The organism is Lentzea nigeriaca (assembly GCF_016907955.1).
Classification (GTDB): Bacteria; Actinomycetota; Actinomycetes; order Mycobacteriales; family Pseudonocardiaceae; genus Lentzea; species Lentzea nigeriaca.
This window is the reverse complement of sequence record NZ_JAFBCX010000004.1, coordinates 293,260-318,410: the sequence shown is the minus strand read 5'-3', so window position 1 is coordinate 318,410 and position 25,151 is coordinate 293,260. Positions and strand designations below refer to the sequence as shown.

Annotated in this window: 25 protein-coding genes; 16 read left to right on the top strand and 9 right to left on the bottom strand. The window is 68.5% G+C overall.

Annotation, left to right across the window (positions count from 1 at the left end; all coding sequences use genetic code 11):
- Positions 1–71: 71 nt before the first annotated feature.
- From mtrA to JOD27_RS15870, 3 genes are read left to right on the top strand one after another with little or no spacing between them, the layout of a single operon-like run.
- Positions 72–749, top strand: coding sequence for an MtrAB system response regulator MtrA (gene mtrA / locus JOD27_RS15880; RefSeq protein WP_030471262.1), 678 nt, complete (start codon positions 72–74; stop codon positions 747–749).
- Positions 750–759: 10 nt separating this feature from the next.
- Positions 760–2,520 carry an MtrAB system histidine kinase MtrB gene (mtrB, locus tag JOD27_RS15875; protein WP_204763020.1) on the top strand — a complete coding sequence of 587 codons (1,761 nt, stop codon included), beginning with the start codon at positions 760–762 and terminating at the stop codon, positions 2,518–2,520.
- Positions 2,517–4,253: an LpqB family beta-propeller domain-containing protein gene (locus JOD27_RS15870; RefSeq protein ID WP_204763019.1), complete on the top strand. Its 1,737-nt coding sequence runs from the start codon at positions 2,517–2,519 to the stop codon at positions 4,251–4,253. The genes mtrB and JOD27_RS15870 overlap by 4 nt, the downstream gene beginning before the upstream one ends.
- 154 nt (positions 4,254–4,407) lie before the next feature.
- Here JOD27_RS15870 and JOD27_RS15865 read toward each other — a convergent pair whose 3' ends face one another.
- Entirely contained in the window at positions 4,408–5,022 is a 615-nt protein-coding gene (locus tag JOD27_RS15865) for a ComF family protein (RefSeq protein WP_204763018.1), read from the bottom strand.
- A 991-nt stretch (positions 5,023–6,013) separates the two neighbouring features.
- On the opposite strand from JOD27_RS15865, the gene hpf reads away from it, so the two are divergent.
- Entirely contained in the window at positions 6,014–6,682 is a 669-nt protein-coding gene (hpf, locus tag JOD27_RS15860; RefSeq protein WP_204763017.1) for a ribosome hibernation-promoting factor, HPF/YfiA family, read from the top strand.
- A gap of 344 nt (positions 6,683–7,026) precedes the next feature.
- Complete coding sequence (secA, locus tag JOD27_RS15855) at positions 7,027–9,954, top strand: preprotein translocase subunit SecA (RefSeq protein ID WP_204763356.1); 2,928 nt, start codon at positions 7,027–7,029, stop codon at positions 9,952–9,954.
- A gap of 448 nt (positions 9,955–10,402) precedes the next feature.
- Here the strand turns inward: secA and JOD27_RS47155 are convergent, their stop codons facing one another.
- Entirely contained in the window at positions 10,403–10,834 is a 432-nt protein-coding gene (locus JOD27_RS47155) for an Rv3235 family protein (protein ID WP_372441700.1), read from the bottom strand.
- A gap of 67 nt (positions 10,835–10,901) precedes the next feature.
- Between JOD27_RS47155 and JOD27_RS15850 the strand changes: the two genes are divergently transcribed.
- Positions 10,902–11,312 (top strand): HAD-IA family hydrolase, encoded by a 411-nt coding sequence (locus JOD27_RS15850; RefSeq protein WP_307830148.1) that lies wholly within the window; start codon positions 10,902–10,904, stop codon positions 11,310–11,312.
- A gap of 371 nt (positions 11,313–11,683) precedes the next feature.
- Here the strand turns inward: JOD27_RS15850 and JOD27_RS15845 are convergent, their stop codons facing one another.
- The gene (locus JOD27_RS15845; protein ID WP_204763015.1) at positions 11,684–12,442 is read right to left on the bottom strand and encodes a TrmH family RNA methyltransferase; all 759 of its coding nucleotides are present in this window, start codon (positions 12,440–12,442) and stop codon (positions 11,684–11,686) included.
- 337 nt (positions 12,443–12,779) lie between these two features.
- Between JOD27_RS15845 and JOD27_RS15840 the strand changes: the two genes are divergently transcribed.
- The 3 genes from JOD27_RS15840 to JOD27_RS15830 are packed head-to-tail and all read left to right on the top strand — an operon-like array spanning position 12,780 to position 15,338.
- Entirely contained in the window at positions 12,780–13,445 is a 666-nt protein-coding gene (locus JOD27_RS15840) for a phosphotransferase (protein WP_204763014.1), read from the top strand.
- Positions 13,446–13,455: 10 nt separating this feature from the next.
- Positions 13,456–14,850 carry a WS/DGAT/MGAT family O-acyltransferase gene (locus tag JOD27_RS15835; protein WP_204763013.1) on the top strand — a complete coding sequence of 465 codons (1,395 nt, stop codon included), beginning with the start codon at positions 13,456–13,458 and terminating at the stop codon, positions 14,848–14,850.
- Entirely contained in the window at positions 14,847–15,338 is a 492-nt protein-coding gene (locus JOD27_RS15830) for a DUF6912 family protein (protein WP_204763012.1), read from the top strand. Before JOD27_RS15835 ends, JOD27_RS15830 begins: the two co-directional genes overlap by 4 nt.
- A 127-nt stretch (positions 15,339–15,465) precedes the next feature.
- Here the strand turns inward: JOD27_RS15830 and JOD27_RS46045 are convergent, their stop codons facing one another.
- Positions 15,466–15,852, bottom strand: a complete 387-nt coding sequence (locus JOD27_RS46045) for a VOC family protein (RefSeq protein WP_204763011.1) — start codon at positions 15,850–15,852, stop codon at positions 15,466–15,468.
- 36 nt (positions 15,853–15,888) lie between these two features.
- Between JOD27_RS46045 and pruA the strand changes: the two genes are divergently transcribed.
- Complete coding sequence (pruA, locus tag JOD27_RS15820) at positions 15,889–17,517, top strand: L-glutamate gamma-semialdehyde dehydrogenase (RefSeq protein WP_204763010.1); 1,629 nt, start codon at positions 15,889–15,891, stop codon at positions 17,515–17,517.
- Here the strand turns inward: pruA and JOD27_RS15815 are convergent.
- The 4 genes from JOD27_RS15815 to aroA are packed head-to-tail and all read right to left on the bottom strand — an operon-like array spanning position 17,514 to position 21,018.
- A complete protein-coding gene (locus JOD27_RS15815; RefSeq protein WP_204763009.1) occupies positions 17,514–18,242 on the bottom strand; it encodes an NAD-dependent epimerase/dehydratase family protein in 729 nt (242 codons plus the stop codon). The two genes, pruA and JOD27_RS15815, sit on opposite strands and share 4 nt — an antisense overlap.
- 22 nt (positions 18,243–18,264) lie before the next feature.
- Positions 18,265–18,723 (bottom strand): hypothetical protein, encoded by a 459-nt coding sequence (locus JOD27_RS15810; protein ID WP_204763008.1) that lies wholly within the window; start codon positions 18,721–18,723, stop codon positions 18,265–18,267.
- A 28-nt stretch (positions 18,724–18,751) separates the two neighbouring features.
- Positions 18,752–19,750 (bottom strand): ribosome small subunit-dependent GTPase A, encoded by a 999-nt coding sequence (gene rsgA / locus JOD27_RS15805; protein WP_204763007.1) that lies wholly within the window; start codon positions 19,748–19,750, stop codon positions 18,752–18,754.
- Positions 19,747–21,018, bottom strand: coding sequence for a 3-phosphoshikimate 1-carboxyvinyltransferase (gene aroA / locus JOD27_RS15800; protein ID WP_204763006.1), 1,272 nt, complete (start codon positions 21,016–21,018; stop codon positions 19,747–19,749). Before aroA ends, rsgA begins: the two co-directional genes overlap by 4 nt.
- A gap of 85 nt (positions 21,019–21,103) precedes the next feature.
- Between aroA and JOD27_RS15795 the strand changes: the two genes are divergently transcribed.
- The 4 genes from JOD27_RS15795 (at position 21,104) to JOD27_RS15780 (ending at position 23,669) form a co-directional block, all read left to right on the top strand.
- Complete coding sequence (locus JOD27_RS15795; protein ID WP_204763005.1) at positions 21,104–21,853, top strand: SOS response-associated peptidase; 750 nt, start codon at positions 21,104–21,106, stop codon at positions 21,851–21,853.
- Positions 21,850–22,461 carry an alpha/beta hydrolase family protein gene (locus JOD27_RS15790; RefSeq protein WP_204763004.1) on the top strand — a complete coding sequence of 204 codons (612 nt, stop codon included), beginning with the start codon at positions 21,850–21,852 and terminating at the stop codon, positions 22,459–22,461. The genes JOD27_RS15795 and JOD27_RS15790 overlap by 4 nt, the downstream gene beginning before the upstream one ends.
- An 11-nt stretch (positions 22,462–22,472) precedes the next feature.
- Positions 22,473–23,015 carry a DinB family protein gene (locus JOD27_RS15785; protein ID WP_204763003.1) on the top strand — a complete coding sequence of 181 codons (543 nt, stop codon included), beginning with the start codon at positions 22,473–22,475 and terminating at the stop codon, positions 23,013–23,015.
- 126 nt (positions 23,016–23,141) lie between these two features.
- A complete protein-coding gene (locus tag JOD27_RS15780) occupies positions 23,142–23,669 on the top strand; it encodes a hypothetical protein (RefSeq protein ID WP_204763002.1) in 528 nt (175 codons plus the stop codon).
- Here the strand turns inward: JOD27_RS15780 and ybaK are convergent.
- On the bottom strand, positions 23,666–24,142 hold the full coding sequence (ybaK, locus tag JOD27_RS15775; protein ID WP_189257418.1) for a Cys-tRNA(Pro) deacylase: 477 nt from the start codon (positions 24,140–24,142) through the stop codon (positions 23,666–23,668). The genes JOD27_RS15780 and ybaK overlap by 4 nt on opposite strands.
- Positions 24,143–24,192: 50 nt before the next feature.
- Between ybaK and JOD27_RS15770 the strand changes: the two genes are divergently transcribed.
- Together JOD27_RS15770 and rsrA are read left to right on the top strand one after the other, a co-directional pair.
- Entirely contained in the window at positions 24,193–24,858 is a 666-nt protein-coding gene (locus JOD27_RS15770) for a sigma-70 family RNA polymerase sigma factor (protein ID WP_239567162.1), read from the top strand.
- Positions 24,855–25,115, top strand: a complete 261-nt coding sequence (rsrA, locus tag JOD27_RS15765) for a mycothiol system anti-sigma-R factor (protein WP_204763000.1) — start codon at positions 24,855–24,857, stop codon at positions 25,113–25,115. Before JOD27_RS15770 ends, rsrA begins: the two co-directional genes overlap by 4 nt.
- Positions 25,116–25,151 lie beyond the last annotated feature (36 nt).

Genomic DNA, 25,151 nt, shown 5'->3' with positions numbered 1-25,151 from the left:
ACACCGCCACCAGCGGCAACGGAACGTGGGTGGTGCACGAACGCCCGACCGGCAGTGCGACGATATTGAGTATGAAGGCACGCGTGCTCGTCGTCGATGACGACCCCGCCCTGGCGGAGATGCTGACGATCGTGTTGCGCGGGGAGGGCTTCGACACCGCGGTGGTCGCCGACGGTGCCCGTGCCCTGCCCGCGCTGCGCGAGCTCAAGCCCGACCTCGTGCTGCTCGACCTGATGCTGCCGGGCATGAACGGCATCGACGTCTGCAAGGCGATCAGGTCCGAGTCGGGCGTGCCGATCGTGATGCTCACCGCCAAGAGCGACACGGTCGACGTGGTGCTCGGACTCGAGTCCGGCGCCGACGACTACGTGGTGAAGCCGTTCAAGCCCAAGGAGCTGGTCGCCCGCATCCGGGCGCGCCTGCGCCGCACCGAGGCCGAGCCGTCCGAGGTGCTGCAGATCGGCGACCTCACGATCGACGTCCCCGGCCACGAGGTGCTGCGCGAGGGCAGGCCGATCCAGCTGACGCCGCTGGAGTTCGACCTCCTCGTCGCGCTGGCCCGCAAGCCGCGCCAGGTGTTCACCCGCGAGGTGCTGCTCGAGCAGGTGTGGGGTTACCGCCACGCCGCCGACACGCGCCTGGTGAACGTCCACGTGCAGCGGTTGCGTTCCAAGGTCGAACGGGACCCGGAGCACCCCGAGGTGGTGTTGACTGTCCGCGGTGTCGGGTACAAGGCCGGCCCTCCGTGACAGGTGGCGTATGAAGTTCGTTCGGCCGGTCGTCGCGAAGGCGCAGTTCCTCGTCGAGGAAGCGCGGAAGCGATGGACCGCGTTTGGTGACCTGTGGCGTCGTTCGCTGCAGCTGCGCGTCGTGGTGTCCACGCTCGCGTTGTCGTCGGCCGTGGTGTTCGTGCTGGGCATGGTCCTGCAGATGCAGATCACCAACCAGCTGCTGGACACCAAGGACGCAGCCGCAGTGCGCCAGGCCTTGGCCTCGCGCAACCTGATCCAGTCCGACCTCGTCGGCCTGAACCCGGGCCCGGACAGCGTCCAGACGCGGTTCACGAGCGCCATCAACAAGCTCGCCGTCGGTGGCTCCGGCACGGATGCCACGACGGCGGGAGCCGGCGCGTTCGAGCCCGTCCTCGCCGACGGGCTCGGTTCGAGCGGGGCCGGGCGCGTGCCGTCGGTCGGGCCGCTCGAGGACGTTCCTCGCGGCCTGCGCGACATGGTCGAGAACGGCGACGAGGGCACCCAGATCCACACGGTGCAGCGCGGCAACACGCCGACCACGCTCTTCGTCGTGGGCCTGCCGATCAGCACGACCGCGCGCTCGATGCAGCTGTACCTGATCTTCCCGCTGACCGCGGAGCAGCGCACCGCCGAGGTCGTCCAGTCGACGCTGGCCGTCGGCGGCATCGTCCTGCTGATCCTGCTCGCGCTCATCGCGAACCTCGTGACGCGCCAGGTCGTGCGGCCCGTGCGGCAGGCGGCCGAGGTCGCGGAACGGTTCGCGGACGGCACGTTGCACGAACGCATGCACGTCGTCGGTGAGGACGACGTGGCGCGCCTGGCCGAGTCGTTCAACGAGATGGCCGAGTCGATCCAGGCCCAGTTCAAGCAGCTGGAGGAGTTCGGCCAGCTGCAGCGCCGCTTCACCTCGGACGTCTCGCACGAGCTGCGCACTCCGCTGACGACGGTGCGCATGGCCGCGGACGTCCTGCACGCCTCGCGCGAACAGTTCCCCGCCGGACTCGCCCGTTCCACCGAGCTGCTGGTCGACGAGCTCGACCGGTTCGAGTCGCTGCTGGGCGACCTGCTGGAGATCTCACGCCTGGACGCCGGCGTCGAGGAGCTGACCGCGGAACAGGTCGACATCCGCGTGCTGGCCCGCCGTGCCCACGACTCGGTGCGCGCGATCGCGACGAACGCCGGTTCGCCGGTGTTGCTGGACCTTCCCGACTCCGAGCTCACCGCCGAGCTCGATTCCCGCCGCGTGGAACGGATTCTGCGCAACCTGCTCGCCAACGCCATCGACCACGGCGAGGGCCAGCCGGTCGAACTCACCATGCGCGGCGACGACGACGCCGTCGCGATCACCGTGCGGGACCACGGCGTCGGCCTCCGGCCGGGCGAGGCCGAACTGGTGTTCAGCCGCTTCTGGCGGGCCGACCCGTCACGCAACCGCCGCACCGGCGGCACCGGCCTCGGCCTGTCGATCTCGCTGGAGGACGCGCGTCTGCACGGCGGCTGGCTGGAGGCGTGGGGCGAACCGGGCCACGGTGCCGTGTTCCGGTTGACCCTGCCCCGCAGACACGGCGAGGAGGTGCGCGAGAGCCCGTTGCCGCTCGCGCCCGCGATCGCGCACGGACCCGTTGCGGCGGTGCAGGAGCCGGTCGCCGAGGAGGAACCGGAAGAGGTCGAGCTGACCCCGGAGGAGATCACCTGGCAGCCTGCGGAGCCCGTCGACGGCCCGCCCGCGGAGAAGTCGCCGGAAGAGGTTTCGGAGGAAGTGCGGTGAAGCGGCTGGCGTTGCTGGTGCTCGTCCTCGTGACCCTGACGGGCTGTGCCGCGATCCCGACGAACACCCAGCCGAGGCCGATCGGCCCGAAGGACAGCAAGTCCACCAACACGGTGAAGGCGCCGGAGCCGAGGCGCGACCTCGACCCGATCACGCTCGTACGCGAGTTCATCGACGCGACGTCCAATCCGGACAGTGGCTACGCGGCCGCTCGCGCGTACCTGACGCCGCAGGCCGGCGAGAAGTGGAACACCAAGAACCCGTACATCATCGAGACGTCCTACTCGACGGTGCCGCCGGCGCAGGCCCCGCAGGACAAGACGGCAACCGTCCTGCTGCAAGGAAAAGCCGTCGGCCGCCTCGGCAACGACAACGCGTTCGTGCCGGAGCTCGGTGACGTCCAGCTGCCCATCAAGCTGGAGAAGAACGCCGAGAACCAGTGGCGCATCTCCGAGGCACCACCCGGCGTCTACCTGCCGATGAACGTCTTCAACAACAACTACCGCCGGGTGACGCTGTACTTCTACAACCCCGAGTTCACCGTGCTGGTGCCCGATCCGCGCTACGTCGTGGTCCCGCCCGCGACGAGCATTCCCTCGCGCGTCACGGAACTGCTCATCAAGGGTCCCGGCGACACGGTGCGCGACACGCTGGTGAGCGCGCTCAGCACGGACACCGACGTCTTCTCGGAGACGAAGGAAGCCGACGACGGGGCGCTCGAGGTCAACCTCACCAAGGTGGGCAAGGACCTGACACCGGAGAAGCGCAAGCAGATCGTGGCGCAGGTGGTGAAGTCGTTCTCCGGGGTCACGACCTCGCGGGTGCGCGTCCTCGTGGACGGCCAGCAGATCCTGCCGGACCAGCGCGACTACCGGCCGTCCGACGTGTCGGCGACCGCGGGCGAGGCGTTGCTGGCGCTGAATGCGAACCTCCAGGGCATGCTCGTGGTGGACGGGTCGATCAGGTCGCTGTCCGACGGCAACCCGATCAAGGGCCCCGCGGGCAGCGGCACGTACGGCGCGGTGAGCGCCGCACAGTCGCTCGACGGCTCACGCCTGGCCGTGGTCTCCCGCAGCAACGGCCGAATGAACTTGCGCGTGGGAGAGCTGGAGCAGGATCTGTCCATAGTGGACATCCCCGCGACAACGCTCACGAGACCCACGTGGCTGCTCTCCAGCGGCCCGAAGGAGCCGGGAACCGAGGTGTGGACGGCGGTGGACGGCACCTCCGTGGCCCGCGTGACCCGGTCCGACAACGGCGGCTGGACCGCCAAGGGCGTCAACGTCACCGACATCTCGCCCCTCGGCCCGATCAGCGAACTCCGACTCTCCCGCGACGGCGCGAGGGCAGCGCTGGTGATCGGCGGCAAGCTCTACGTCGCCTCGGTGGTGCGCAACAACCAGGACGTGGCGCTGCGCGCCCCGCGCCCGGTGCAGCCCTCCGCGCTGGCCTCAGGCGTGCAGTCGGTCGACTGGCTCTCCCAGGACGTGCTGGTCGTCTCCTCCTCACTGCCTTCGCTGCCGGTCACCAAGGTCTACGCCGACGGGTCCAGGCTGGACCGCTACAGCCAGTCGAACCTCACCGTGCCGGTGAGCTCGGTGGCCGCGGCCCCGGCCCGCCAGGTGCAGGTGATCGACCCGACCGGCCTGTGGTCGGCGTCGGACATCACCGACGTGTGGAAGTCGAGCTCGATCCGGGTGTCCTCTGGCGCGCTGGTCTTCTACCCGGGCTGAGCGGGCCGGGCAGAGGTCAGCACGACCACCGCGTGCGCACTCCTGCTCGCCGCAACGCACGAACAGACACCGACGCCGTCGCGTCGGTGGTGGCCGCGTCGTCGGACATCCCGGATGTGTGGAAGCCGAGCTTGGCCCTGTGAGTGTTGGTGCCCTACCCGGGCTGGGCGGGCCGGGCGGAGGTCAGCACGACCACCGCGTGCGTGCGCACTCCTGCTCGCCGCAACGCGCGAACACAAGCGGCTGCCGTCGCACCCGTGGTGATCACGTCGTCGAGCAGCACGGTGGTGCCTGGCGGCGGCCTGCCGTGCACCTCGACCCGCCCCTCGAGGTTGCGGCGCCGTTCGCCGGCGGTCAGCCCGACCGAGTCGCTGACGCCGGGCGCCAGCCGGAGTACCTGAGCCACGTTCGCGATCTGCACCGCCCGCGCGATTCTCAGCATGTGGTCGCCACCCCGCGCACGAGCGGCACTTCGCCGTGACGGCGCCGGCACGAGTGTCCACGGCGGCGGCCCCACACCGACCAGCGCCGCCGCCACGATGGCCCCGAACCACGCCACAAGCGCGCGTGCGCCCCGTTCCTTGAAGGCGAGCACGAGCTCCCTCGCGGCGCCGCGATAGGCGGCCAGCGTCCACACCGGCGGCCCCACACCGGGCACCTGGATTCGGTTGGGCGGCCCGAACTCGTCGAGACACGTGACGCAGCAGGCCGTGCCGGGACGGTCGCAGCCGGCGCAGGCAGACGGCAGGAGCAGGTCGAGAGCTGTCATGGCACCAGCATGGCGACGGGGTCTGACAAAAATCCGAGCCGAGGTCGGAGGACGCCTCGGCTGGGGACTTTCGGCACCGCCCACAAGGGTGAAGTTCAGGTTGCGTTGTCGATCACCGATGGGTCCAGGGTGGACGCATACGCCCAGCTCGGTGCGAGTTCTGTGACGACGTCCCAAGATCCGCTACTTCGTTTCGACCCGTTTGTCCCAGCCTCTGTTGAGCGGATGTTTCAGAACTGAGGCGTCCTCTGCCCGGCCCCGCGGGTCGGCACCGGAGGAGGTGTCGCATGTCGGCACGGGATCCGGCACGTGGAGGGCAGACCGACGGCCCGCACGGCCGGTGTTGGTTAACGATTATTCACATGTGGAGCTGACCAGCGGTTATTCCTGGAAATACCGGGTATGCCCGACACTGGCGTTGATCAACGGCCTTGTCCGTGATTGGGCGAAATCCCCCGTTCAGCCGGGCGTGACTGGGTCGTGATCGGGCAACGGCACCGATCAGTTCAGTTGCAAGAACTGCGCTTCGCACCCGGTTCGCGCATCGGAATCGATCTCTTCGAAGTTTCGGGAACATGACGCGGTGGTCGCCCGTTGGCTGGGTATGAGGCCGCACCTGGACCCGTTCGACGCAGGCAGACTGCCGTCGAGTGCCGGACTGTGGCTGAGCCGTACGGGTGAGCGGTATGCCGGTGAGCATGGTTCGTGGCACGCTCGGGACACGACTCGCAACGCGCTGTCGTCGCGCTGTGTAGTCACCAAAAAATCTCGTCGTTCCCCCGGCAAGGGGGCTTACGCGACGGTGAATCCCAAGCTAACGTGCACCGCTATCAGCGTTCCCGGCCCGCAGGGAGGAGGCGAACAGCCCATGACCCTGGCGCCGTGAGAGCTGCCGAGGACGACCCTCTGCGACACATTCGCGATCCGTTGATCGCCACGGCGCCCGAAACCAGTCCAGCCAAAGCTCGCAGCAAAGCGAGGGAGGTCGTGTATGGACATCGTCGTTAAGGGCCGCAACGTCGAGGTGCCCGATCACTACAGGGTGCACGTCGCCGAAAAGCTGGCCCGGCTTGAGCGCTACGACCGCAAGGTCATCCGCTTCGACGTGGAGCTTTTCCACGAGCCGAACCGCCGACAGTCGAAGAACTGCCAGCGGGTCGAAATCACTGGCAAGGGACGTGGACCCGTGGTCCGTTCCGAAGCCTGCGCGGGTGACTTCTACGCCGCGCTCGATTCTGCGGTCGCGAAGCTCGAGAACCGCCTGCGTCGGTCGCACGACCGCAGGCGCGTCCACCACGGGGCCCGAGCCCCGATCTCGGTGGCCGAAGCGACAAGCGGACTGGGGGACCCCTCCGCCGCTGGCGAAGCAATGACGTCGCGCCGCGCGAAGACCGCGGTGCTCGACGCACCCGAGGCCGACTACGAGGGCATGGCGGAAGTGCCTGCGCAGCGGTGGGACGACGGCCTCGACGACAAGTTGCCCGGACGCGTCGTACGCGAAAAGGAGCACGCCGCCAAACCCATGACCGTCGACCAGGCCCTCTACGAGATGGAACTGGTCGGACACGACTTCTACCTGTTCGCCGACACCGACAGCGGGCGCCCGAGCGTCGTCTACCGCCGGAAGGGATTCGACTACGGCGTGATCAGGCTGGCCTGACCCGGTAACTACACCCACCCACCCACGACCGTCGCCGCCCCGCACCCCTCGCGTGCGGGGCGGCGACGTGCGTCTACCGCCAGGCGGCCGCATTTCGCGGGCGGGCGTTCACCGTCAAGGTGAATCTCGCCGGACCAGGAACCTTCACCTGGGCCTCATGCGTTCTCCACACCAGTAGCCCCGGTGGCGGCGGACCACGCGGATGGGCCTTGACCTGCATATACCAGGTTGAGGGGGTCAATCCGCCTGTGTCCGTGCGCACATCTTGGCGACTTGCCTACGATGGGCAGGGGAAAGGCGTCCGACGTGGGCGCGCCGCGATACAGGTGATGAGGTCTATCCAGATGGTGCTGTCCCGACTGCTCCGCTCCGGCGAGGGCAAGATGCTCAAGCGCCTCCGCAACATCGCACACGCCATCAACGACCTCGAAGATGACGTGGTCGACCTCTCCGACGCCGAGTTGCGCGCGAAGACCGACGAGTTCAAGAAGCGCCACGCCGAAGGCGAGTCGCTCGACGAGCTGCTGCCGGAGGCGTTCGCGGTGGCCCGTGAGGCAGCGAAGCGCACCCTGGGTCAGCGCCCCTACGACGTGCAGCTGATGGGTGGCGCGGCACTGCACCTCGGCCAGATCTCCGAGATGCGCACCGGTGAGGGCAAGACGCTGACCTCGGTCATGCCGGTGTACCTCAACGCCATCGCCGGCAAGGGCGTCCACGTCATCACCACGAACGACTACCTGGCCAAGCGCGACGCGGACTGGATGGGCCGCGTGCACCGCTTCCTCGGTATGTCCGTCGGCGCGATCCTCTCCGAGATGACGCCCGAGCAGCGCCGCGTCGCGTACAACTCGGACATCACCTACGGCACGAACAACGAGTTCGGCTTCGACTACCTGCGCGACAACATGGCGTGGAGCCTGGACGAGTGCGTGCAGCGCGGTCACTACTACGCCATCGTCGACGAGGTCGACTCGATCCTCATCGACGAGGCCCGCACGCCGCTGATCATCTCCGGCCCCGCCGAGCAGTCGGCGCGCTGGTACACCGAGTTCGCCCGGCTCGCCCCGCGTATGCGCGGCATCGACGTCACGCAGCTCTCGCAGAAGGAGCGCCTCGAGGTCGTCGAGGAGAAGTCGAAGTCGTACCACTACCAGTACGACGAGAAGAAGCGCACGATCGCCGTCACCGAGCTCGGTGTGGAGTTCATCGAGGACCAGCTCGGCATCGACAACCTGTACGAGGCGGCGAACACGCCGTTGGTGGGCTACCTGAACAACGCCCTCAAGGCGAAGGAGCTCTACAACCGCGACAAGGACTACATCGTCCGCAACGGCGAGGTCATGATCGTCGACGAGTTCACGGGTCGTGTGCTCGCCGGCCGCCGCTACAACGAGGGCATGCACCAGGCCATCGAGGCCAAGGAAGGCGTGGAGATCAAGGCGGAGAACCAGACTCTCGCCACGATCACCCTGCAGAACTACTTCCGCCTCTACGAGAAGCTCGGCGGCATGACCGGTACCGCCGAGACCGAGGCTGCCGAGTTCCACCAGACCTACAAGCTGGGTGTCGTCCCGATCCCGACGAACCGCCCGCCGCAGCGCAAGGACCAGCCCGACCTCGTCTACAAGAGCGAGGAGGCGAAGTTCGAGGCCGTTGCCGAGGACATCGCCGAGAAGCACGCCAAGGGCCAGCCGGTCCTGGTCGGCACGACGAGCGTCGAGCGGTCCGAGTACCTCTCGAAGCTGTTGGTGCGCAAGGGAATCCCGCACGAGGTCCTGAACGCGAAGCACCACGAGCGCGAGGCGCTGATCATCGCGAAGGCGGGCCGCAAGGGCGCCGTCACGGTCGCCACGAACATGGCGGGTCGCGGTACCGACATCGTGCTGGGCGGCAACCCGGACATCCTGGCGGACCACGAGCTGCGCGAGCGCGGGCTCGACCCGGTGGAGACGCCGGAGGAGTACGAGCGCGAGTGGTCGAAGGTCGTCGAGGAGCTGACGACGCAGGGCAAGGCAGAGGCCGACGAGGTCCGCGAGGTCGGTGGCCTCTACGTCCTGGGTACCGAGCGCCACGAGTCGCGCCGCATCGACAACCAGCTCCGCGGCCGCACCGGCCGTCAGGGCGACCCCGGCGAGTCGCGCTTCTACCTGTCCCTGCAGGACGAGCTGATGCGCCGCTTCAACGCGTCCATGGTCGAGATGGTCATGACGCGCCTGAACGTGCCGGACGACGTCCCGATCGAGCACAAGATGGTCACCCGCGCCATCCGCAGCGCGCAGACCCAGGTCGAGCAGCAGAACTTCGAGATCCGCAAGAACGTCCTCAAGTACGACGAGGTCATGAACCGCCAGCGCACGGTGATCTACGCCGAGCGCCGCCGCGTTCTCGAGGGTGAAGACCTGAAGGAACAGGTCGAGCACATGATCGTGAGCGTCGTCGAGGAGTACGTCAACGGCGCCACCGCCGACGGCTACGCCGAGGACTGGGACTTCGAGAAGCTCTGGACGGCACTCAAGACCCTCTACCCGGTCGGCGTGGACGTCAACGAGCTCCTCGAGTCCGATGAGGACATCACCCGCGAGTACCTGCGCGAGCTCCTCGTGAACGACGCCCTGGAGGCCTACCGCAAGCGCGAGGCCGACATCGACGGCCGCGTCGGCGAAGGCGCCACCCGCGAACTGGAGCGCCGCGTCCTCCTCTCGGTCCTCGACCGCAAGTGGCGCGAGCACCTGTACGAAATGGACTACTTGAAGGAGGGCATCGGCCTGCGCGCCATGGCGCAGCGCGACCCCCTCATCGAGTACCAGCGCGAGGGCTTCGAAATGTTCAACGCGATGCTCGACGCGTTGAAGGAAGAAACCGTCGGCTTCCTCTTCAACCTCCAGGTGGAAGCGGCAGAACCGGAACCGGCCGAGCCCGAGGTCCCGGTAACCCTGAGCGCCACCCCCCAGCCCCTCCCGCAGGCCCCGCAAAGCGGCGCCCGAGCCCGAGCCCGAGCAGCAGCGGCCGCCCAGCAACAGCGCGACCAGCAGACCCAGGCCCCAGCAGGCCCGGCCATGGCCCAGCTGTCCAGTGGCAACGCCATCCCGCCTGCCCTGCGCGGCAAGGGCCTCGGCGGCCCCGGCGAACAGCACCTGACCTACAGCGGCCCAACCGAAGACGGCGGCGTCGAACAGCACGCCGACGCCAACGGCGCCCAGCAGTCCGGCACCCGCAAGGAACGCCGCGAGGCGGCCCGCCAGGCAGCCAAGGGGAACCGCAAGCGCCGCTGAGACCGCAATCCGCACGACCACAAGTGGGCCGCACTCCTCGGGGAGCGCGGCCCACGCGCTGTTCCGGGCATCGAGGCGGCACCCGAGGCCGAGCCAACACGCCGGCGCACCCGCCACGGCAACGCCGCGCAGGCTGACGCAGGCGTCCCCCGTGATTCAGGCTCCCCCGCGACCCAACGTACGCGGCAGGTCTGACACTCCGAAACCGCGATGCGAAGTGAGCCGGACAGACCTGATACCGCGTCGTTCAAGCGGTAATTTCCGGACCCGACCACCCCAAACGCAACCACGCACGCGGGCGATTGACTTTGGGTGCCGATGAGCGCCTCGCAAGGCCCGGAAGTCAAGCGCCAATCGCAATCGTCGCGAAGCGGCGATGTCGAAACCAGCGCTCGTCAAGACCTACGCAACCACGCTGGAACCGGCACCCACCAACAGGACCACAACCTCACTCCAAAACCGAAAACGCGGTAAACCACCACCGCCGCCCGCGATACTCAACCCGAGCAGCCACAGCCAACATCCGTCTCTCCCTCCGAACTGTCACACAGATCTCCCCGACAAACCGCGAAGGATGACAAACCCGAGGCGCCCGAACCATCCGAGTGGTCCGAGCCCGAACCTGCCCGCCCAGCCGAGCAGCAAGCCCGGGCACGGCGACCTCCCGCAAAACCCGAGAAGGTCGCCTCCCGTCCAACACCTCCAAAACCACCCAAACCAATCGAGCGGCATCCAACGCAGGCGAAGGCGGCTCCGGTACAGGAACCCAAACAGGCCGCGGTCGAGGCCGAGGAACCGCACCAGCCACAGCGCCCGGCACACCACCGGGCACACCGACAGGCGGCTCATACGCAGGCAGTCGACGAACAACTGGAGGCATGCCGAACCAGGCGAACCACCCGGCAGATCAGGACACACACCACCCGAAAGTGGGTACGGTCCAACCCGTGTTCAAAGCCCTGATACTCGACTACGGCGGCGTCCTGACCGACCCAGGCGAGGACAACGCGACAGAACCGCCGCTCCTGACCGCCCTCCGCAGGGCCAAGCAGCAGAACCTCAAAACGGCCCTGCTCTCGAACGCGGACGGCTGGTGGCACCCGCCAACCGCCTGGCAGGGCCTGTTCGACGCCACGATCATCTCCGGCGAGGTCGGCCTGGCGAAGCCGGACCCCGAGATCTACCTCCTGACGGCGACGAAGCTCAACGTCGAACCGCGGGACTGTGTCTTCGTCGACGACCTGGCGATCAACGTGAGGGGCGCGGCCGAGGCCGGCATGGTCGGTGTCCACCATCGGTCGACACGGTCCACCCTCGAGGAGCTGGAAATCCTGCTAGCGATCGCACTCCGCGATTGAGAGTTCACCCCGCAGCGTAATTGCCCGGTATTCGGCTGCGCACTACCGTCGATTAGGCAAGTAGTCGAATGCTTAGGGGAGACAATGCGAAGAATTGTCGCTTGTGTTGCAGTAGCGATTGCAGCCACGGCAATTGCGTCACCCGCGCAGGCGCAGGGTCCGCGCGACTGCTACGACGAATATCAACGGAACGGGCGCAGCGTCGAGGTCTTCTGCGATCACGGGGCTCCCGGGCGGTTCCAAGCCGTCGCGCACTGCTCCAACGGTCTCGGGTTCTACTGGGACCAGTACGGCACGGTCGGCAGGGTCAGGGGCCAGTCGTCGTTCGCCGAGTGCACCTCACTGGTGGGGAATCCTCAGATCAACGACTATCACGTTCGCTGGCTCTGAGCGCGGCGTACGAGTTCGAAGCAGAGCACGGCTGCCGCTGACGCCACGTTCAGCGATTCCACGCCCGCCGCCATCGGAATGGACAGCCACGACGTGATGTGCGGACGCACGTCGTCGGTGATTCCGGACGTTTCACTTCCCAGGACGAAAGCGGCGCGGGAAGGGAAAGTGGCTGAATAAAGAGTGTCGGACGCGTGGGAATCCAACGCGTAAAGCGGGAAGCCGGACGCGCGCAACAATGCCGAGGCCTCCGCCGAGGTGCCGCAGCGCAGCACTGGCGCTCGGAAAGCCACCCCGGCGGAGGCCTTCACCACGAGCGGGTCGATCGACGCCACGCCTCGGCGCGGCACCACGATGCCGTCGATGCCCGCGGCGGTCGCGGTGCGCAGGATCATGCCGACGTTCGCGGGTGTGGTGATGCCGTCCAGGACGAGCACTGAGCGCAGCCCGCCCTCTTCCAACGCCAGTGCAAGGGGCTTCATGCGGGGCGCCACCACGTCGGCGAGCACGCCCTGGTCCTGCTTTCCGTTTCCCGCCAGCACCTTCACTCGCTGTGCCGTCGCGCGCTGCACCGCGACGCCTCGGGAGCGGGCAGCGTCGAGGATCTCGCGTGCCGCCGGGCCGCGGGCCGTGTCGGCGAGCACGACCTTGTCCACCGACAGTGCCGGGTCGTCCAGTGCCTCCAGCACTGGCTTGCGGCCGTAGACGGTGACGAAGCGGTCCTTGGGCGAGATTTCCACAGCAAGAGGGTGACAGAAGCGAGCACCGCAGGCTCAAACGGGTGAAGCGCCCGACTGGAGCCGTTCGGCCATTGTGCTTTGGATCATGAAGATCGCGCTCTCATGGCTGCCAACTGCACGGTTGGCTGCAGTTGAGGTGATCAGCAAACGTTTGCGTCAGCATTTCTCTATCGCCAACTCGGCAGCGACGTGCATGACAGCGCGACCATCCGGCTTCGGTGACGAGCACCAGACCGCCCAGCCCCCTGCCCGACTCAACGGAGCACAACCAAGCCGCGACGCTCTAGTAGAGCCGTTCGGCCCTTGTGCTTTGGATCATATGCATGATGATCGTCACATGACGGCAGGTATGCGCAGCGTCGCGCAACGTCAACATCTGGCGAGCGGTCAGGACTCGGACGTGTTCATCCGGTCCGACGGGCTGCTCGTCAAACACACGCGCACTGGTCGTGACCTGCGGCGCGAGGCCGAGATGATGGTGTACCTGAGCGGCCACGGCATCCCCGTGCCGCGGGTCCACGACGTCACCGGGGACGAACTCGTCATGCAGTACGTGCCCGGCCCGCGCATGTCAGAGGAGATCGGCCGCAGGCCCTGGCTCGCGGGCAGCCTCGGGAAACAACTCGCGGACCTGCACCACCAGCTCGACGCCGTGGAAGCCCCCGACTTCCTCGCCGGCGACGGCAACCTCCTGCACCTCGACCTGCACCCCGGCAACGTCGTCCTCGGCCCGGAGGGTCCGGTGGTCCTGGACTGGGCAAGCGCCACGAAGGGTGACCGCAGGCTCGACGTCGCGCTCAGCTGGGTGTCGCTCGCGGTGGCCCGCCTCGCGCCGGTCAGGAAGCTGACGCGGTGGCGGTTCCTCAGGTCGTTCATGGCCAACGTGGACCCGAAGGCGCGCGAGGCGATCCCGGAGGCCGCGCGCATCCGGCTCGAGCGCCACGACCGCGACCCCCTGGAACGTGCCGCACTTCAAAAGCTCATGGACCCTGATCGCCACTAGGCTGGCGAGCATGCCGGACCGCCTGTCAGCGCTGGACGCCTCGTTCCTGTACCTGGAGGACTCCACGACGCCGATGCACGTCGGCGGAGTGGCGGTCTTCCGACGGCCGAAGGCGGGGTTCGACTACGACAAGCTCGTCGACCTCATCGAGCAGCGACTGAGCCTCGTGCCTCGCTACCGGCAGAAGGTCATGCACGTTCCCGGCCGCATCGCGCGCCCCGTGTGGGTCGACGACCCGGACTTCGACGTCACCTACCACGTGCGCCGCAGCGCGTTGCCCAAGCCGGGCAACGACGCCCAGCTGCACGATCTGGTCGCGCGCCTGATGTCGCGTCCGCTCGACCACTCCCGCCCGCTGTGGGAGATCTACCTCGTCGAGGGCCTCGCGAAGAACCAGGCCGCGGTCATCACCAAGACCCACCAGGCCATGATCGACGGCATCGCGTCGCTGGAGATCGGCCAGGTCATGCTGGACGTGTCGCCGTCGCCGCGCACCAACGTCGAGAACCTCTGGATGCCGCAGCCGGAGCCGAGCGGGCTGCAGCTCGTGGCCGACGCCGTCACCGACATCGTGCAACGCCCCGGCGAGCTGGTGGAGAACGTCCGCAGCGCCGCGCTCGACACCGTCGCCACGGTCGAGAAGGTGTTCAACGCCTTCGGTGCCGTGGCCTCCGCCGTCCGCACCGCCGCGACACCCGCGCCCGGCAGCCCGCTGAACGTCCGCATCACGTCGCCGCAGCGCCGGTTCGCGGTCGCGCGGGCTCAGCTCGACGACCTGCGCACCATCCGCAAGGCGCACGGCGGCACCGTCAACGACGTGGTGCTCGCGGCGCTGAGCGGGGCGCTGCGCAACTGGCTGCTCAGCCGTGGCGAGAACGTCACCGGCAGCACCACGATCCGCGCGATGGCGCCGCTGTCGGTCCGTGACGCCGACCCGGACTCCGGCAACAACGTCAGCGCCTACCTCGTCGACCTGCCGGTCGGCGAACCGAACCCGGTCGTGCGCCTGCACCACGTGAGCCACGCGATGCGCGCGCACAAGGAATCCGGCCAGTCCGTCGCCGCCGACGCGCTGGTGAAGGTCTCCGGCTTCGCGCCGCCGACGCTGCACGCACTGGGCGCGCGGGCCGCGAGCTCGTTCAGCCGCCGGCTGTTCAACGTGATCGTCACAAATGTTCCCGGCCCGCAGGTGCCGTTGTACGCGGCAGGGGCGAGAATGACCGAGATCTTCCCGGTCGTCCCGCTCGCCAAGAACCAGGCGCTGGCCATCGGGGTGACGTCGTACGACGGCGGTGTTTACTTCGGGCTGAACGGCGACCGCGACGCCATGTCCGATGTGGACGTTCTCGCGACCATGGTCGAGGAGTCGGTGGAGGAACTGATGGGGACGGCGAGCGCGTCATGAGGGTTTACATCCCGGCCACGGTGTCGATGTTGCGCACGTTCGTCGACAGCGGCGAACTCACCCCGATCGGCGGCACGGCCTTCGCGCTGACGCCCGCGCTGCGCGAGTCCTACGCGGCGGGCGACACCGAGGAGCTCGAGTACGCCGCGATGCTCGATGCCGCACGGGCTTCGCTGCGGTTGCTGGCGGGCGACGAGAAGACGGAACCGCGGCGCGCGGTGATCGCCGTCGACATGGACGACGTGACGCTGCGGCCCGACCTCGACTACTCGGTCGTGAAGGTCTCGGGTCCGGTCACGATGAAGGCCGTCGCGTCCGTGCACCTCGACACGTCAGAGGCCGAGGAGGACGTGAAGGCGGCCGCCGAGGTCGTCGACGCCGCCGACATGGGCGACCCGGACGCCGAGTTCGCACTGGGCAGCGCGGAGGACCACGAGCTGGCCTGGTACGCGCCGCAGGAGCTCGCCTTCGTGCTGGAGCTGCTCTAGTCCCTGCGCTGGTCCGTGACCTCGGGCAGCTGAACGAAACCGGTTGCCCGGTAGGTCGCGACGGCGCCGGCGTTCGAGCTCGGCCGCGGGGCGTCGCCTCGTCACCGAACCCGTTCAACACGGGTGATCACATGCCTTCCGCGGGCTCCCAGAGCTCGATCCGGTTCCCCTCCGGATCGACGCACCACCCGAACCGCCCGAACTCCGAGTCCTCGGTGTCCGGCAGCACCTCGACACCGCGCGCCCTCAGCTTCGCCATCAACGACGGCAGGTCGTCGACGCGCAGGTTCAGCATGGTGCGCTGGTGGGGTTCGCCGATGTAGTCGGTGTCCTGGGCGAACAACGCCATCGTCGTCGTGCCCGGACGTTCGGACGTGGCCGTGTCGAGCCAGTGGAAGGTGACGGTGCCCCGTTCGCTCATCGGCACGCCGAGGTTGTCGCGGTACCAGGCCGCCAGGCGCGCGGGATCTCTTGAACGCAGGAAAACCCCACCGATACCAGTCACCCGCGCCACCCGACGGACCCTACTACCGCGTGCCACGATGGGGGAATGGACGCCGTAACGTCTGCACCCGAACCGGTCAACGAGCCGGTGCACACCTACGCTCCTGGCAGCGCCGAACGTGCCAGCCTGCAGGCACGCATCACAGAGCTCGAGAACACCACCCACGAGCTGACCATGACCATCGGTGGTCAGCAGCGCATGGCCGGTGGTGACCGCATCGACGTGGTCCAGCCGCACGACCACCGGCACGTGCTCGGTGTGACGGCGCAGGCGACGAAGGCCGACGTCGCGGGCGCCATGAGAGCCGCCCAGCACGCCGCGCCCGGCTGGCAGGAGCTGCCGTTCGACGAACGCGCCGCGGTGCTGCTGAGGGCAGCCGACCTGCTGAGCGGGCCGTGGCGCGACACCCTCAACGCCGCCACGATCCTCGGGCAGTCGAAGTCCGTGCAGCAGGCCGAGATCGACTCGGCGTGCGAGCTGATCGACTTCCTGCGCTTCAACGTCCACTTCGGCCGCCGGGTCCTCTCCGAACAGCCGGTGTCGAGCCCTGGGGTGTGGAACCGGATGGACCACCGGCCGCTCGACGGTTTCGTCGTGGCGATCACGCCGTTCAACTTCACCGCCATCGCCGGCAACCTGCCGCTCGCGCCCGCCCTGATGGGCAACACGGTGGTGTGGAAGCCGTCGCCGACGCAGCAGCTCGCCGCGCACTTCACCATGCGGCTGCTGGAGGAGGCGGGCCTGCCGCCCGGCGTGATCAACCTCGTCACCGGCGACGGTCACGCCGTGAGCGAGGTGGCGTTGCGCGACAGGTTCTTCGCGGGCCTGCACTTCACCGGCTCGACGCGGACGTTCAAGGCCCTGTGGCAGACCATGGCGGCCAACCTCGACTACTACCGCTCCTACCCGCGCGTCGTCGGCGAGACCGGCGGCAAGGACTTCGTGCTGGCCCACGCGTCGGCCGACCCCAAGGCGCTCGTCACCGGGCTCGTCCGCGGCGCCTTCGAGTACCAGGGCCAGAAGTGCTCGGCGGCCTCCCGCGCGTACGTCGCGCGTTCGTTGTGGGACAACGAGGTCCGCGAACGCCTGCTCGACGTGACGAAGTCCCTGTCGTACGGCGATGTCACGGACCTGTCGGCGTTCGGCGGAGCGGTGATCGACCACCGCGCGTTCGCCAAGCACAAGGACGCGCTGCTGATGGCGTCCGCGTCCACGTCGGTGGAGGTGCTGGCGGGCGGCACGTGCGACGACTCGGTGGGCTACTTCGTCGACCCGACGGTGCTGCTGGGCACCGACCCGCACCACGACATCTTCACGACCGAGTACTTCGGCCCGATCCTCGCCGTGCACGTCTACGAGGACGCGGAGTACGCGAGCATCATGGAGACCATCGAGAATTCCACGCCATATGCGTTGACCGGGGCCGTCTTCGCCCGCGACCGCGCCGCCGTCACCCAGGCGCACAAGGCTTTGCGGTTCGCGGCGGGCAACTTCTACGTCAATGACAAGCCGACCGGCGCGGTCGTCGGGCAGCAGCCGTTCGGTGGCTCGCGCGGCTCCGGCACCAACGACAAGGCGGGCTCGATCTACAACCTGCAGCGCTGGACGAGCCCGCGCGCCATCAAGGAAACCCTGGTGCCGCCGACCGATCACACCTATCCGCACATGGGTTAGACCGTGGGTTTCCAGCCGGTGGCGTCGGTGAGCTTCGTGCTCACCACCCGCTGCGAGCGTCCGAACACCTCGAACACCGCAGCGAACCTGCCGAGGAACCCAGGCAGCCGGGTGATGCCCAGGTCCCGCTTCAACACCGATGACCCGACGTTGTAGATCCCAGGCGGCGCGTCCAGCACCGCGATGGCCGCGGCCGCCGCGTCGCCGGGGTGCACGACCGACATCCACCCGTCGCCCACGAGCACCGGCGGCGTCATCGCCTCGCCGCCGGTCAGCAACCCGATGCGCAGGAACACACCGCCGGGGTGGCGCAACACGTTGTGCTGGGCCTGCACGGAGCTCGCGACGTGCCCGACCGGCTTCAGCGGCGCGTCCTCGTCGAGCTCGCGGTCGCCGCCGTCCGCGTAGACGAACGAGATGCCCTCTTGCACGATCCGCCCGACACCGGCCCGCAGCGCCGCTTCGGCCACCGCGGCGCTGCCCTCGGTGCGGATGCGGTCGTTCTCCGCCCAGGCGCTGGCCATGACGGCTTTGGCGCTGAGCGGGATGCGGGTGGCGAGGTTGATGACGGCGTCGTAGCCCGTCAACGCCTCCGCGAGCTGATCAGCGTCGAACATCGAGGTGGTGCGCCGGTCCAGCACTCCGACCTCGTGTCCGGCCGCCCGCAGCCGCGGCAGCGCTTCCCGTCCGAGCACACCCGTCGCACCGATCACGAATACCTTCATGGCAGGTGGACGAGACAGTGCGTCAGGACGTGACAGGCAACCGTTCCAGCGCCTTCGCGGCGAGTCCCTGGGTGGTCTGCCCGACCATGTTGGAGTCGTTGCTGCGCTGAACCACGGTCAGCTCGATCAGCTGACCGTCCCGCGCCTCGACGAGCCCCTCACACGTCACCGTTCCGGACGCATCGGTACAACGGCGGGTCATCGGGTGGTCGTTCACCACCGCGCCATAGCCGCCGCCGGACAGCAACTTCTGCGACGCGTCCGCGAACTTCTCCGTCCGCAGCACCAGCCGGACCGTCAGCGAGTCGAACGTGAAGTCGCATGCACGCGTGCCCTTGGACGTACCGGTGAGGCTGCCCGCGTCGCCGGACGCCAGCAGCGTGCACGGGTCGGTGTCCTCGAACTTCGGGGGAGCGGGCTGTTCGGCGGTGCACGCGGCCAGCGCCACGAGCAGCGCGGCCACCCCCAGTCGTCTCTTCACCCGCAGAGTGTGACTGACCGGCACGACCTCAGTCCCCGTGTTCGTCCAACCCGGCACGCGACGCGAGCAACCGGCGCAACGAGGCGAGGCGACCAGGTGCGTCCGGCACGAGCTCGTCCAGCATGCAGTCCGGGTCCTCGGGCGCGCCGAGATGACCGCAGCCGGGCGGGCACTCCTCGGCGGCCTCGGCGAAGTCCGGGAACGCCTTCACGATGTCGTCCGGCGTGATGTGCGCGAGGCCGAACGAGCGGATGCCCGGCGTGTCCACGACCCAGCCGCCGCCGGGCAGCCGCAGCGCCACCGCCTGGGTCGACGTGTGCCTGCCCTTGCCGACACCGGACACCACGCCGACCGCGCGGTTCGCGTCCGGCACCAGCCGGTTGACCAAAGTGGACTTGCCGACGCCGGAGTGGCCGATCAGGCACGACACCGTGTCCGTGAGCCGGTCGCGCAGCTCGGTGGGTTCCTCGTCGAACCGCGTCACGATCACCGGCACGTTGAGCTCGGTGTACAGGGCCAGCAGGGAGTCGGGAGATGCCAGGTCAGACTTCGTGAGGCACAGCACCGGTTCCAGGCCGCCCGCGTAGGCGGCGACCAGGCACCGGTCGATGAAACCCGTGCGCGGCGGGGGATCGGCCAGCGCGACCACCATGATCAGCTGGGAGGCGTTCGCGACGACGACGCGTTCGAACGGGTCGGTGTCGTCCGCGGTCCTGCGCAGCACCGAGGTGCGTTCCTCGACGCGCACGATGCGGGCCAGCGTGTCCGGCTGGCCCGACGTGTCACCGACGAGGCCGACCTGGTCGCCGACGACGACCGGGGTGCGGCCGAGCTCCCGCGCCCTCATCGCGGTCACCACGACGTCGTCGTCCAGCGCGCACGTCCAGCGGCCCCTGTCCACGCCGATCACCATCGCGCTCTCGGCGTCGGCGTGGTCGGGCCGCCTCTTGCTGCGCGGCCTGCTGCCCTTGCCGGGGCGCACGCGCACGTCGGACTCGTCGAGCTTGCGCCAGTCGCGCTTGCTCACTTCAACGCGCCTGGAGTGAGCATGGCGTCCCACATCCCCGGGAAGTCGGGGATCGTCTTGGTCGTCGACCCGATGTCGTCGACGGAGACGCCCGGCACCACCAGCCCGATGATCGCGCCCGCGGTCGCCATCCGGTGGTCGGCGTAGGCCTGCCACACACCGCCGTGCAGCGGCGCGGGATCGATGATCAGGCCGTCCTCGGTCTCGGTCGCGTTGCCGCCCAACGCTTTGATCTCGTTGACGAGCGCGGCGATCCGGTTCGTCTCGTGGCCGCGGATGTGCGCGACACCGCGGATGATCGTCCGGCCCTCCGCCAGCGACGCCAGTGCCGCGACGGTCGGCGTCAGCTCGCTCTCGTCGTGCAGGTCGATGTCCAAACCGGACAGCTTCGCGGGCCCGCGCACCGTGAGGCCCTTGTCCGACAGGTCGACGGTGCACCCCATCCGTTCGAGGATGTCGCGCACGGCGTCGCCCGCCTGGGTGGTCTTGGCCGGCCAGTGCGGAACCGTCACCTCGCCACCGGTCACCGCGGCCGCTGCCAGGAACACCGTCGCGTTCGACAGGTCCGGCTCCACGTGCCACGTGCGGGCGGCGATCGGGCCGGGCTCGACGTGCCAGAGGTTCGCGCCGGTCTCCACCCGGACGCCGACCGAACGCAGCGTCTCCACCGTCATGTCGATGTGGGGCAACGAAGGCACGGGCTTGCCGTCGTGCCGGACCGTGACGCCCTTGTCGTACCGCGCGCCGGACAGCAACAGCCCGGACACGAACTGCGACGAGCCCGACGCGTCGATCGTGACCTCACCACCGGGCAGCGATCCCGTTCCGCGCAACGTGAACGGCAGCGCGTCGCCCTCGACGTCCGCGCCCAGCGAGCGCAACGCGCCCAGCACGGTGCTCATCGGCCGCTTGCGTGCGTGCGGGTCGCCGTCGAACCGGATCTCGCCCTCGGCGATCGCGGCGGCGGGCGGCAGGAACCGCATGACGGTGCCGGCCAGACCGCAGTCGACGTCCGCCGGTCCGCGCAGCAGACCGGGCAGCACGTCCCAGCCGCCGTCCTCCCGGTCGATGAACGTGACGCCCAGCGAGGAGAGGGCAGCCGCCATCAACACGGTGTCCCTGCTGCGCAACGGTGCGTGCACCGTGGACGGCCCGTCGGCCAGTGCCGCGAGCACCAGAACGCGGTTCGTGATCGACTTCGAGCCGGGCACCGGCACGGTCGCGTGGACTGGACCGGGTGCGCTGGGGGCTGACCAGTGCTGAGTCATGGGCAAATGATCCCGCATCGGAATTGGGGCGGCTCGCACAGGTGTTCCCGACGTGCGACGATGACGGCTTCGGAGGTGATCGGTTTTGTGTGGTAGGTACGCCTCCACCAAGGACCCGGCGCTGCTGGCGGCCGAGTTCGACGCGGTGGACGGAACCGGCGACGAGGCGCCAGGGGCGGACTACAACATCGCTCCCACCAAGCACGTCATGGCGGTGGTCGAGCGCAAACCTCCCCAAGAGGAGTCCGACACAGCCGAGGGCGAGGTGGAGCGGAGCATCCGCGTCATGCGCTGGGGCCTCGTTCCGCACTGGGCCAAGGACCTCTCCGGCGCCGCGAAGATGATCAACGCCCGTGCGGAGAGCGTGCTGGAGAAGCCCGCCTACAAGCAGTCCGCGATGAAGCGCCGCTGCATCCTGCCCGCCGACGGCTGGTACGAATGGCAGCCGGGCGAGGGACGCAAACAGCCATACTTCATCACTCTCGGCGATGGCGCTTCCCTGGCGATGGCCGGCATCTGGTCGGTGTGGTGGAAGGACGACGTTCCGACCGTCACGTGCGCAGTGCTCACCACGGACGCCATCGGCGCGATGACCGAGGTGCACCACCGCATGCCGTTGCTGCTGCCTCAGGACCGCTGGTCGGCGTGGCTCGACCCGACGTCGCTGGACCCGTCCGAGCTGCTCGCCCCGGACCCCTCGATCGTCGACGCGCTGGAGCTGCGTCCTGTGTCGATGGCGGTGAACAGCGTGAAGAACAACAATCCGTCCCTGATGGAACGCGTCTCTCTCAACGAGGAAGAGAAGCCCGCACCCACGTTGTTCGAGCTGTCGTGACGACGCTGTTGGTGGACACGCCGCACGGCCCGGCCAGGGCCTCGCTGCACTGCGCCCACGAACCGCGCGCGGCTCTGCTGCTCGGCCACGGAGCCGGTGGCGGCGTCGAAGCCCCGGACCTGGTCGCCGCGTGCCACGCCGCGAACGCCGTCGGCGTGCACGTGGCCCTGGTCGAACAGCCCTACCGCGTTGCGGGCCGCCGCGCCCCCGCACCGGCCACACAGCTCGACACCGCCTGGCTTTCCGTGGTCGACGATCTGGGCGAACGCTGGTTCGACGGCCTGCCACTGGTGTTCGGGGGCAGGTCGTCGGGCGCCCGCGTGGCCTGCCGCACGTCGGTCGAGGGCCAGGCGGTCGCGGTGCTGTGCCTCGCGTTCCCGGTGCACCCGCCAGGCAAGCCGGAGAAGTCGCGCCTGGCGGAGCTGGAGGGCGTCGAGGTCGCGACCCTGGTGGTGCAGGGCGAGAACGACCCGTTCGGGCAGCCGCCGTCCGGCCACCACCGCGAAGTGGTGCTGCTGAAAGGCGACCACTCGCTGAAGGCGTCGGTCGCGGACGTGGGCCGGTGCGTCGGCGAATGGCTGGACCGCGTGCTGCGCCCGCTCGACTAACGTCCGCGTCCATGACCGACTTCGACGAACAGGGCCGTCCCGAACCCCCGATGGACGGTGACGAGCTCGCCACCCTGACCGGTTTCCTGGAGTTCCACCGCGCCACCCTCGCGTGGAAGACCGACGGTCTCACCGCCGAGCAGCTCGACCGGACCACCGCGAAGTCGTCGATGACGCTCGGCGGCATGCTGAAGCACCTCGCATACGTCGAGCAGCAGTGGTTCCACACCGTCCTGCACGACCGGGAACCGCTGGAGCCGTGGGCGAGCGTCGACTGGAAGGCCGACAACGACTGGGACTGGCACTCCGCCGCCCAGGACACCCCGGAGCAGCTGCGCGCTCTCTGGCAGGACGAGGTCGGCCGGGCCCGCATGGCCGTCGCGGAAGCGCTGGAGAGCGGTGACCTGAACCAACCGGCGAAGCGCGCGCCGTGGCGGGACGGCCGGGTGCCGAGCCTGCGCTGGATCCTGACCCACATGGTCGAGGAGTACGCGCGCCACAACGGCCACGCCGACCTGCTCAGGGAGTCGATCGACGGTCAGACCGGCGAATAGCACCAATCAAGACGCGAATCGGCCGAAAGCATGAGTTTCGTTCTCGCTGACAACCGAATGGGGATCGAGCGCGTCACCTGTGGGCGTAGGGGATAACGCGAATCGACTTGAATTCGGGGAGAACACGTGAACAGGTTCCGCAAGACGACGATGATTGGCGTACTGGCTGTTGGCGCCGTTCTGGCCGTCGCGGGAACATCTGCGGCGCAGGGCTTCGGCAAGCAGTCCGAGACTTCCGCGCAGTCCGAGACTCCGTGGTGCAGCGGCAGCGATCTGGTGATCACCGCGCACAAGATGCACTCGCCGTCGGAGGCGACCACGGCGCACCACATCAGGCTCGCCGCGGCCGAGGGTGTCTCCTGCAAGATCGGCGGCACCCTCAGCAACGTGCGCTTCCTCGACGCCGAGGGGCGGGACATGAACGTCCAGCTGGCAGGCGGCCAGACCGGGCACTACGTCGAGCTGCCGGTCGACGGGACCCACGAGGCCGCTGTCTACGTCGCCTCGCAGATCCACGGCCCTCGGGTGAATCCCGCGTCCATCCAGTTCAACCTGCCCGGCAAGGGCAGCCTGGGCGACTCGGTCACCGTCGCGTGGCCGTCCGGTCTCGGCGCGCTCGTCCGGGTCGGCGACCTGATGGCACCGGCCAGCTAAGCGCTGATTCGCGCGACCACCGCATTGGTGAGTCGCACCAGGTCGGCAGGCGTGATCTCGACTTCGAGGCCACGCCTGCCGGCGCTGCAGAAAATCGTTTCGAAATTCGACGCCGACTCGTCGAGAACAACTGGCAACCGCTTCTTCTGTCCGAGCGGAGAAATTCCGCCGGCGACATAACCAGTCGCGCGTTCGGCGTCGGCGACTACGGCCATTTTGGCCTTCTTGCCCTTCAACGCCGCGGCGAGCCCTTTGAGGTCGAGCTGGGACGTCACCGGCACGACGCCGACCGCGAGCTTGCCGTCCACCTCGGCCACGAGTGTCTTGAACACGCGGCCGGGCTCCAGCCCGAGCGCCTCGGCCGCCTCCAGCCCGTAGGACTCGTGGCGGGGGTCGTGCTCGTACGAGTGCAAGGTGTGCGCCACCCGCTGCTTGTCCAGCAGCGCTGTGGCGGGCGTCCCACGTCCGGCCATGCGGAATTACTACCAGCACGTCCGTTGTTACCCAGGACGTGGTGACGAACATGCTCGAGCGGCCCCGCGTAGAGTCAGTCCCGACCCAGGACCATCGGGAAGGGAGCGCGGTGCCCGCCACCGGCACAACGGAGACGACGGCGGAGCGTGCCGCGCGTTTCGAGCGCGACGCCATGCCGATGCTCGACCAGCTGTACTCGGCGGCCCTGCGCATGACGCGCAATCCGGCTGATGCCGAGGATCTGGTGCAGGAGACGTTCCTCAAGGCCTACTCGGCGTTCGAGTCCTTCTCGGAGGGCACGAACCTCAAGGCGTGGCTGTACCGGATCCTGACCAACACCTACATCAACGGCTACCGCAAGAAGCAGCGTCAGCCCGTTCAGCAGCCGACGGACGAGATCACCGACTGGCAGCTGGCGCAGGCGGAGAGCCACACCTCGACCGGGCTGCGCAGCGCAGAGGTCGAGGCACTCGACAACCTGCCCGACAGCGACGTCAAGGAAGCATTACAGCGGTTGCCGGAGGAGTTCCGGATCGCGGTCTACCTCGCCGATGTCGAAGGCTTCGCGTACAAGGAGATCGCAGACATCATGGGCACCCCGATCGGCACGGTGATGTCCCGGTTGCACCGGGGCCGTCGCCAGCTCCGCGACATGCTGGCAGACGTCGCGCGTGAGCGTGGTTTCCTCCGAGGCAACAACGGAGAAGCGTCATGAACTGCGGCGAACCTCACGACACCGATTGCTCAGAAGTCCTGTCCGAGGTCTGGCTGTTCCTCGACCAGGAGTGCGACCAGAAGCGGCGCGAGGCGCTGCAGACGCACCTCGACGAGTGCCATCCGTGCCTGGAGCAGTTCGGGCTGGAGGAGCACCTCAAGGCGCTGCTCGCCCGCAAGTGCGGCGGGGATCACGCCCCTGCCGACCTGAAGGCCCGCATCCGCGCGACGATCGTGGAGATCCGCACCGAGAACTGATCTTGAAACGATGAAGGGAGCCTTCCTCCAGGTGGA

Bases quoted from the DNA above. Each gene is read 5' to 3' on its own strand.
- mtrA (WP_030471262.1), top strand. From the start codon at position 72: ATGAAGGCACGCGTGCTCGTCGTCGATGACGACCCCGCCCTGGCGGAG.
- mtrB (WP_204763020.1), top strand. From the start codon at position 760: ATGAAGTTCGTTCGGCCGGTCGTCGCGAAGGCGCAGTTCCTCGTCGAG.
- JOD27_RS15865 (WP_204763018.1), bottom strand. From the start codon at position 5,022: ATGACAGCTCTCGACCTGCTCCTGCCGTCTGCCTGCGCCGGCTGCGAC.
- hpf (WP_204763017.1), top strand. From the start codon at position 6,014: ATGGACATCGTCGTTAAGGGCCGCAACGTCGAGGTGCCCGATCACTAC.
- secA (WP_204763356.1), top strand. From the start codon at position 7,027: ATGGTGCTGTCCCGACTGCTCCGCTCCGGCGAGGGCAAGATGCTCAAG.
- JOD27_RS47155 (WP_372441700.1), bottom strand. From the start codon at position 10,834: ATGCCTCCAGTTGTTCGTCGACTGCCTGCGTATGAGCCGCCTGTCGGT.
- JOD27_RS15840 (WP_204763014.1), top strand. From the start codon at position 12,780: ATGACGGCAGGTATGCGCAGCGTCGCGCAACGTCAACATCTGGCGAGC.
- JOD27_RS15835 (WP_204763013.1), top strand. From the start codon at position 13,456: ATGCCGGACCGCCTGTCAGCGCTGGACGCCTCGTTCCTGTACCTGGAG.
- JOD27_RS15830 (WP_204763012.1), top strand. From the start codon at position 14,847: ATGAGGGTTTACATCCCGGCCACGGTGTCGATGTTGCGCACGTTCGTC.
- pruA (WP_204763010.1), top strand. From the start codon at position 15,889: ATGGACGCCGTAACGTCTGCACCCGAACCGGTCAACGAGCCGGTGCAC.
- JOD27_RS15815 (WP_204763009.1), bottom strand. From the start codon at position 18,242: ATGAAGGTATTCGTGATCGGTGCGACGGGTGTGCTCGGACGGGAAGCG.
- aroA (WP_204763006.1), bottom strand. From the start codon at position 21,018: ATGACTCAGCACTGGTCAGCCCCCAGCGCACCCGGTCCAGTCCACGCG.
- JOD27_RS15785 (WP_204763003.1), top strand. From the start codon at position 22,473: ATGACCGACTTCGACGAACAGGGCCGTCCCGAACCCCCGATGGACGGT.
- ybaK (WP_189257418.1), bottom strand. From the start codon at position 24,142: ATGGCCGGACGTGGGACGCCCGCCACAGCGCTGCTGGACAAGCAGCGG.
- JOD27_RS15770 (WP_239567162.1), top strand. From the start codon at position 24,193: ATGCTCGAGCGGCCCCGCGTAGAGTCAGTCCCGACCCAGGACCATCGG.
- rsrA (WP_204763000.1), top strand. From the start codon at position 24,855: ATGAACTGCGGCGAACCTCACGACACCGATTGCTCAGAAGTCCTGTCC.